The following is a 6,000-nucleotide window of genomic DNA, read 5'->3' as shown; positions in this document are numbered from 1 at the left end:
GTCTACACGGCCACGTTCACCATTCCGTCCCTCAAGACCAGTGGCATTGCGTGGGTCGAGGGCAACACCCTGAAAAACCGGACGGACTGGACGCTGGACGGCACCGCCAGTGACCTCATCCGGGGCGGTACCCCCTCATGGTCACCCAACGGCATGGGAGGGCGTGTGGCCGCAACCGTGCATGGCTGCTGTGGCAGGGGCATCTACTGGGATGGCATCGACTTCGGACAGGGCGTCTCATCCCTGGCCGCCGTCACATACAGCCAGCATGGCGGGGTGATGGAGTTCCGTCTCGACAGTCAGGACGGACCCGTGCTGGCCAGGCTGACCGTGCCACAGTCAAAGGGCGGGAATGTCGACAGCAGCCAGACACAGATCATCCAGTCTCCGACAGGTGTGCACCGGGTCTGGGTCGTCTTTCCCGGGCAGGATGTCAGCCTCTACGGATGGAGACCCTGATGGGCAGACCGCCTGATTCGGCTTTTCTGCAGGGCTTCTCTTGGGATGTGAGGCGTCTCACAGCAATGTCAGTCAGCATTTACCCGCTATAGCTAAGAGTTACCCACAAAAATACCCGCACTTTCGTGTCGTTAAATGTCGCTACATGGCACGATGTGGCGCTAATTTTTAACGGTTTTCTACGTTTTTTATCGGGGAGTGTCGCCGTATGACGGGAAACCGTGGCGGAGGGGATGGGATTCGAACCCACGATACGGGAGTTACCCGTATAACGGTTTAGCAAACCGCCGCCTTCAGCCTCTCGGCCACCCCTCCGCTGTAAACGGTTTTTACACGGCGTTTGCAGGAGTGTTTGTAGGGGGAAATGACGCTGACGTAAACCCCCCTACAGCACTCTTTTTCATAATTTTCAGGAGGCAAGCAGCTTCTTCAGCAGCTCGTTCACCATGGCAGGATTTGCCTTCCCTTTCATCGCCTTCATCGTCTGTCCGACGAAGAAGCCGAAGAGCTTATCCTTGCCGCTCCTGTACTCCTCCACCTTGTCCGCATTGGCTGCCAGAATATCACTGATGGCTGCCTCAATGGCTCCCGTGTCGGTCACCTGCCGCAGGCCCTTGCGATCCACGATGACAGAGGGCTTCTCCCCCGTCTCCACCATGTCCTCGAAGACTTCCTTGGCAATCTTCCCGTTGATGGTGGAATCACTGATCAGGGACAGAAGCTCACGCAGGGCCTCGGCAGAAACAGGACTATCCTCGATGCTGCGCCCCGTACGGTTCAATGCGGCGAAGAAGTCACCCAGAATCCAGTTCGTGGCCAGACGGGCATCAGCCCCACGGGCAACCGTCTCATAAAAATCCGCAACGGACTGCTCCGCCGTCAGCACGCCAGACTCATAGCGGGACACGCCATATTCTTTTTCCAGACGGGCACGCTTGTCCTCTGGAAGTTCCGGCAAGGCAGCCTTCAGCTCATCAACCCAGGACTGCTCGATGACCAGCGGAAGAAGATCCGGCTCCGGGAAGTAGCGGTAATCATGCGCATCCTCCTTCGTCCGCAGAGACCGTGTCTCGCTCTTCACATGGTCGAAAAGACGGGTCTCCTGATCGATCTCTCCACCAGACTCCCAGATGTCCACCTGGCGCTGCGCCTCGACCTCGATCGCCTGCATGACAAAACGTACGGAATTGACGTTCTTGATCTCGCAGCGCGTGCGATACCCTTCTTCCCCCTCACGGCGGACGGAAACGTTCACATCCGCACGCATGGAGCCTTCCTCCATGTTGCCGTCACACGTCCCCAGATAACGGAGAATCTGACGCAGCTTGCGGAGGTAAGCCCCAGCCTCTTCCGGAGAGCGGATATCCGGCTCACTCACGATCTCCATGAGAGCAACACCAGCACGGTTCAGATCGATGAAAGAGCGTGTCGGGTCCTGATCGTGAATGGACTTGCCTGCATCCTGTTCCATGTGCATGCGGGTCACGCCAATATGGCGGATCTCACCATCAGAAAGTTCGATCTCGACCGTGCCCTTACCAACGATCGGATGCTCAAACTGGCTGATCTGATAGCCCGTCGGAAGATCAGCGTAGAAATAGTTCTTCCGGTCAAAGCGGCTGAAAAGATTGATCTGTGCCCGCAACCCAAGGCCCGTCCGTACGGCCTGTGCCACACACTCACGGTTCAGGACAGGCAACATGCCGGGAAAACCGGCATCAACCAAGCTGACGTGCGTGTTGGGCTCCCCGCCATATTCCGCAGAGGCACCGGAGAACAGCTTGGACTGGCTGACAATCTGGGCATGGACCTCCAGCCCGACAATGACTTCCCATTCGCCAGTTTCACCCGTGATACGATATGCGCTCATGCTGACACCCCTGCATGAATGGTGGGACGATGGGTAAAGGAAGCGGCCCGCTCCAGAACGGAGCCGGCGGCCAGCAGCGTTTCTTCATCAAAGAAACGGCCGATCAGCTGGAGCCCGAGCGGCACGCCACGGCCATCCAGCCCGGCCGGAACGGACAGGGCCGGCACGCCTGCCATGCTGGCCGGCACCGTAAAGACGTCATTCAGATAGACCTGAACCGGATCGGTCGGCTTTTCATCCCAGGCAAAAGCCCCGGAAGGAGCCGTTGGTGCCAGGATGACATCAACCGTTTCATACGCCTTCAGGAAGTCACGCTGGAGCAGCGTACGAACCTTCTGGGCACGAAGATAGTAAGCATCGTAATAGCCGGAAGACAGCACATAGGTGCCCAGCAGGATACGGCGCTTCACCTCATCCCCAAATCCGGCAGCACGGGTGGCTTCATAAAGTGCATCCAGAGACGCACCGCTGACACGCTCCCCAAAGCGGACACCATCATACCGGGCGAGGTTGGAGGATGCCTCTGCCAGAGCGGCAATGTAATAGGCTGGCAGACCATACTTCGTATGCGGCAGGGAAATGTCCACCACTTCGGCACCAGCCTCTTTCAGCCAGTTGATCCCCTGCTGCCAGATGGCTTCAATCTCGGCAGGCAGACCATCGATGCGATATTCCTTTGGAATACCGACCTTCAGCCCCTTCACGCCACGTCCAAGAGCCGCCTCATAATGTGGGACGGGCCTGTTCACGCTGGTGGAATCCTTGGGGTCGAACCCTGCCATGGATTCAAGAAGAATGGCACAGTCCTGAAGGGTACGGGCCATCGGCCCCGCCTGATCCAGAGAGCTGGCAAAGGCGATCGTCCCAAACCGGGAGCAGCGGCCATAGGTCGGCTTGATTCCCGTAATACCGCAGAAAGCCGCAGGCTGACGGATGGAACCGCCCGTATCCGTCCCGGTCGCTCCCAGAACAAGCCCTGCCGCCACAGCAGCAGCGGACCCGCCAGAAGAGCCACCCGGCACAAGCTTTGCATCGGAATCACGAAGCTTCCACGGATTTTCCACACCACCAAAAGCAGAGGTCAGGTTCGTGGAGCCCATGGCGAATTCATCAAGATTCAGCTTGCCCAGCGAAATGGCCCCTTCACGCTTCAGGTTCGCTGTCACGGTACTTTCGTAAGGCGGCACAAAATTACCCAGAATCTTGCTGGCAGCCGTCGTACGAACGCCTTCCGTTGCAAAAAGGTCCTTGATCCCGATGGGCAGGCCACAGAGGCTTCCACCTTCTCCCTTCGCCAGAAGGGCATCCGCTTCTTTGGCGGCCAGACGGGCCTGCTCGGGCGTGCGGGTGATGAAGCTGTTCAGCCCACCATCAAGACGTTCAATGGCATCAATATGGGCATCGACCAGCTCGACGGCAGAAATCTTGCGGGACCGGAGAGCCTCACGGGCAGAAGCAAGAGTATGATCAAAAATGCTGCTCATCATTCCACCACCTTCGGCACGGTATAGAAGGGGCCTTCACGGTCCGGTGCGTTGGAGAGCACCTTGTCCCGACAGTTGCCATCTGTCACCTGATCGTCCCGCAGACGTGGCTGGGCCAAACCAGTTCCAATCATCGGTGGAACGTCGGTCACATCAACCTCATTGAGCTGGTCAACCCAGCCAATGATCCCCTGCATCTCTTTCTGATAGGTGTGAACCTGCTCTTCCGAGAGGCCAACCCTTGCCAGCCTGGCCATTTTTGCCACTGTTTTCGCATCAAGCGACATGTATAATCCTGCTTTCAGACATCAATCACATCAGCCTATTACGGCCATGGAAGCGATCATACCCCTTTGCCATGACACTATTCAATCCACATGACCTGCGTAATCAGCTCCCTGCAGCACATTCCATCTTGGGGCTGGACCCCGGCAGCAAACAGATTGGCGTGGCGCTCTCCGACACTGCTCTCATGCTGGCCTCCCCCCTGACCGTGCTGGCCCGTGGTAAAATGAAGCAGATGGTTCCCCAGTTTCAGACCCTCTGTCGGAAACATGAAATTGGCGGGATTGTGGTCGGCCTTCCGCTTTCACTGGATGGCAGCTTTGGCCCGGCAGCACGTGCCGCCAGTGACTGGGCCAATGCCCTTAGTGAGCGGCTGGGCCTGCCTGCCTGCCTGTGGGATGAGCGGCTTTCATCCAGTGCCGTAAACCGTTTCCTCGTTCAGGAAGCCGACATGACCCGCAAGAGGCGTGGCGAGGTCGTGGACAAGATGGCCGCCGCTTACATGCTCCAGGGCTGGCTGGACGCCACTGCGGCCTGATCCTGCCGATACAAAAAAGAGAGGCCGCATAAATGCGGCCTCCCCTCCTGCATGACATCCAATCGAAATGATCAGATGGTCTTGCGCCAATCACCCCAATCGGTGGAAACCGGGCGGCTGCCAGAATGGGCAGACTGATACATGGCCTGAATCAGACGGACATCCTGCATCCCTTCCTCACCCGTGGCTGCCAGCGGCGTATTGTTGGCAACGCTGATGGCCAGATGATCCAGCTGTGCAGAGAACTGGTTCAGGGCCGGGATGGTGAACATCGGGGTGGACCATGTATGCGTGTCACCAGTGGTGCAGTGGCTAACACTGTTGCACCAGTAACTCGTGGCCGGGTCCATCCGCAGGGAGGCGTCCGTCCCCTGAAGGTTGAAGCGGGACATGGCATTCACGTTGAAGGAGGCGCTGCCATGTGCCACGGCACCGGAACGGTACTTCATGATCCAGACGATGGTCTCGTCGATCTCACGGAACATCGGGTCAGACGGCGGCATGATGGTGGCCTGGACCTCGATTGGATCTTCATTCAGCATGTAGCGTGAACCGTTGACGCCATAGATGCCCAGATCCATCAGCGCACCACCACCAGACAGGGAGCGGGTCAGACGCCACTGGTAGGTCGGATCCGTCGGGTCGGTATTGTCACCGTTATCCGTGGTAATGATCTGCGGCTTGCCAATGCTGGTACGGGCCAGCTCGATAGCCTTGTGAGTAACGGGGTCAAAGTGGCAGCGATAGCCAATCATGAGCTTCTTGCCAGCCTTCTTGCCGGCAGCAATCATGCGCTGACACTCTTCGACCGTGACGGCCATCGGCTTCTCACACAGCACATGCTTGCCGGCACGGAAAGAACGCTCCGTGAAGTCGGCATGCAGGGAGTTGGGCAGGATGATGTAAACGGCGTCAACCTCCGGGTCCTGCGCAATCTTGTCAAAATTGTCGTAGGTGTAGAGGTGCGATTCCTCGATCCCGTAATGCTTGCCCAGACGACGGGCCTTGTTGATGTCGCCGCTGACCAGCGCCGTCACCTTGGCATATTCACACTCGGCAAAAGCCGGCAAGATCTGATTGACGGCATATTTGCCAAGACCCACGATGGCATAGCCAAATTTGCGGGGACCATCATTCATCGGGCGAAGCAGATTTGGATACGGGCGTTTGCCCAGCCCGGCAGGCGGTGCGGGGAAACCGAGAGACTGGGCCACAGCCTTTCCAGCGCCGCCAGCCAGAATAGAAGCACCGAGTGCTCCAAGAACATGCCGACGACCTGCATTTACTGGTTTGTGTGGTGAGTGAGAGCTCATTATGAATACATCCTTTTCACTCAAGTAAGCAGCCCCGCACGATTACAAAGG

6 protein-coding genes and 1 tRNA gene are annotated in these 6,000 nt (G+C 57.8%); 2 read left to right on the top strand and 5 right to left on the bottom strand.

The genetic code is table 11. The annotated features are described in order from the left end of the window. Positions 1–459: carbohydrate-binding protein (locus J8Z04_RS07105; protein ID WP_212125609.1), on the top strand; the 459-nt coding region annotated here is incomplete at its 5' end. Between the two features lie 222 nt (positions 460–681). Here J8Z04_RS07105 and J8Z04_RS07100 read toward each other — a convergent pair. The 4 genes from J8Z04_RS07100 to gatC form a co-directional block, all read right to left on the bottom strand. Continuing rightward, positions 682–774 (bottom strand) — tRNA-Ser (locus tag J8Z04_RS07100). A gap of 94 nt (positions 775–868) precedes the next feature. After that, positions 869–2,329: an Asp-tRNA(Asn)/Glu-tRNA(Gln) amidotransferase subunit GatB gene (gene gatB / locus J8Z04_RS07095; RefSeq protein WP_043560255.1), complete on the bottom strand. Its 1,461-nt coding sequence runs from the start codon at positions 2,327–2,329 to the stop codon at positions 869–871. Further along, complete coding sequence (gene gatA / locus J8Z04_RS07090; RefSeq protein ID WP_192848343.1) at positions 2,326–3,813, bottom strand: Asp-tRNA(Asn)/Glu-tRNA(Gln) amidotransferase subunit GatA; 1,488 nt, start codon at positions 3,811–3,813, stop codon at positions 2,326–2,328. Before gatA ends, gatB begins: the two co-directional genes overlap by 4 nt. Continuing rightward, positions 3,813–4,100, bottom strand: a complete 288-nt coding sequence (gene gatC, locus J8Z04_RS07085; protein ID WP_043560260.1) for an Asp-tRNA(Asn)/Glu-tRNA(Gln) amidotransferase subunit GatC — start codon at positions 4,098–4,100, stop codon at positions 3,813–3,815. The genes gatA and gatC overlap by 1 nt, the downstream gene beginning before the upstream one ends. A 71-nt stretch (positions 4,101–4,171) precedes the next feature. Between gatC and ruvX the strand changes: the two genes are divergently transcribed. Beyond that, positions 4,172–4,636, top strand: a complete 465-nt coding sequence (gene ruvX / locus J8Z04_RS07080) for a Holliday junction resolvase RuvX (protein ID WP_192848169.1) — start codon at positions 4,172–4,174, stop codon at positions 4,634–4,636. A 71-nt stretch (positions 4,637–4,707) separates the two neighbouring features. Here ruvX and J8Z04_RS07075 read toward each other — a convergent pair whose 3' ends face one another. After that, positions 4,708–5,949 carry a Gfo/Idh/MocA family protein gene (locus J8Z04_RS07075; RefSeq protein WP_052349072.1) on the bottom strand — a complete coding sequence of 414 codons (1,242 nt, stop codon included), beginning with the start codon at positions 5,947–5,949 and terminating at the stop codon, positions 4,708–4,710. Between the last annotated feature and the right edge of the window lie 51 nt (positions 5,950–6,000).

It is taken from the genome of Bombella apis, assembly GCF_018221685.1.
GTDB lineage: Bacteria > Pseudomonadota > Alphaproteobacteria > Acetobacterales > Acetobacteraceae > Bombella > Bombella apis.
Note: the sequence above shows the minus strand (reverse complement) of the source record. Positions and strands in the feature narration are given on the sequence as shown.